Below are 2132 nucleotides of genomic sequence, written 5' to 3' on the forward strand. Positions count from 1 at the left end.
TTCCGGCGCCGCTCGTAGCTGCGCGAGGCAAAGGCGATAGCAGCGCGGGTCCGGCTTGGCCGCCTTGAAGGCGGCGGAGGTGTAGATTCTGGAGCCGAACAACGGACGCAATTCCGGCAGCAGCGTGTCGATGTGATCGGCGACCAGCGTGGTGTTGTTGGTCAGGACGGCAATATCGACGGTTTCGCGCAGGCGTCCGGCAATCTCCAGCATCGCGCGATCGGCCTTCATCGCATGGCGGCGGGCCTCCACCCACTCATCGAGCGACAGCGGATAGCCGATGCGTTCGCCAAAGCCCCGCAGATAATCCGCGGCATCGAGCGCGCCGGAATCGCCGAGAAGCTCGAATCCGGTTTCCCATATCGCCTTGTAGACGAACTCGCTGCTGGCCCCCGCAAGCTTCGCCAGAAAGGCGACGCGCTTTCCCCTGTCGTAGTCACAGAGGACATTGTCCATGTCGAAGAGGACAAGCTTGATCTCGTCGGTCACGGCAATACTCTTGGCCCGGCCGAAACATCGGCCAGCCCGCAGTCATATCCCGCGGGAACGCGGGAGACAAACCCGGGGGCAGGGACCGAACGTCGAGATCAGCGCGCACCGCTACGATTGCGATGTGCGGCGCCTGGCCAATTGGTGCAGCACCGTGTCGATCGCGGGGACCGCTCCGGTTTCGCGAAGCCACGTGTCGGCCAGCTCCCTCAGCTCGCCCGGTGTCAGGCCGAATTTGCGGCGGAAGGCGCGGACGAAGGTGGAGTCACTGCTGAAGCGCATGCCGACGGCGAGGTCGATCAGGCGGTCGTCCAGTGCTGCCGGGGATAGCAGCCGCCGGAACGCGAGATTTAGCCGCTGCTCTCGCACGTAATGCGCCAGCCCGCCATCGACCTCGAACAGCCGGTAGAGAGTCGCGCGCGAGATCTGGAAGTGCCGGCAAATTTCTTCCACGGTGAGTGCGTCGGTCTCGAGATTGTTGGCGATGTGGCGCTYGATCATCGCCAGATAAAGATGCCGCTCCGCGCGTTCGACGCCGGCCGCAATGTCGGCCGTCCCGCCGGCGGCCGCGGCAACGATGTCGGCGATCGCTTCGATCGTGGCCTCGGCGCTGCCGGCCTCGGGCTCGGGTGGCAGCGCAAGCGACGCGTAATGGCTGGCAAGCAGGCGTGCATGAGGATGGTCTGACGGCAGCACGGTTGCCGTCGCTGAATCCGGATGAGCGRGCCGCGGCGCCAGCATGGCGCGTTGCAGGATGATCACCATCAGGCGGGTGCGCCCGCCGCCGCCACGAAACTCCGTCCGGTTCGGCTGCGCCATGTCGATCAGGCAGATGCCACCGGGCCCCATCGTCACCTCGCGCCGGCCGGAGCTGAACCGCATCTCGCCTTCGACACACAAGGTGATATGAAAATGATCGAGGACGCCGCGGGCGATGTGCACCGGCGTCCGGTCATAYGTCTGGTCGGTAACCCGCGTATCGATCAGCAACGCGTTGCCGGTCATCGTCGTCACGGTGCTGACATGGAAGTCGTCCTCCGCGGTGAGCGGAACGACATCGCAGATGTCGGCCGTCATTGCGCGGAACTGCTTGAGTGCGTCCGCCCCGCGGCCAGGGATATCTGCCAGCATACTCTCGTTCACGGCCGCCCCGTCTGCACCATCCCACGAGGCACGACCGCATGGTTTCGATATTCCAGGACCGGCGGCACCAACATCGCTCCGGCATGTAGCCATTCTGAAATCGGTGCGCAAGCGATGCAGGGGCAAGGCCGCCGGCCGGATTCGACGCACGGCGCGGAATGCGCGCCGATGTGCCGTACCTGCATCAGTGAATGCCCAAATCCGTGGCAGAGACGCCCGGCACATTGCGCGGCCGGCCGGTCCGCTACCGATCTGCCGGCGTGTGCTACGCCTGGCAGGCCGGCGATGTCGTCACGCGCTCTTCGCGGGCCAGGGCACGACCTGTCCCGACATCACCAGCCGGTCGCGGCCGCTGTCCTTGGCGGCGTAGAGCGCGCGGTCGGCGGCCGCCACCAGCGCGCTGGAGTCGGTCGCGGTCTCGGATGGAAACGCCGTCGCGGCGCCCACGCTCGCGGTGATGAGCCTTGAGGGCGGATTCTGTGCATGCAGCATGGCGAGGT

At 66.0% G+C, this 2132-nt stretch carries 3 protein-coding genes; all 3 read right to left on the reverse strand.

What is annotated here, in order from left to right; translation table 11 throughout:
- A partial coding sequence (locus ACXJL8_RS39525; protein ID WP_456686863.1) for an HAD family hydrolase occupies positions 1 to 489 on the reverse strand: 489 nt, incomplete at its 3' end.
- 111 nt (positions 490 to 600) lie between these two features.
- The gene (locus ACXJL8_RS39530; protein ID WP_456686864.1) at positions 601 to 1620 is read right to left on the reverse strand and encodes a helix-turn-helix domain-containing protein; all 1020 of its coding nucleotides are present in this window, start codon (positions 1618 to 1620) and stop codon (positions 601 to 603) included.
- Between the two features lie 303 nt (positions 1621 to 1923).
- Positions 1924 to 2132, reverse strand: a 209-nt coding sequence (locus ACXJL8_RS39535) for a diguanylate cyclase domain-containing protein (protein ID WP_456686865.1), incomplete at its 5' end; no start/stop codon positions are given.

Source organism: Bradyrhizobium sp. P5_C11_2 (assembly GCF_054049755.1).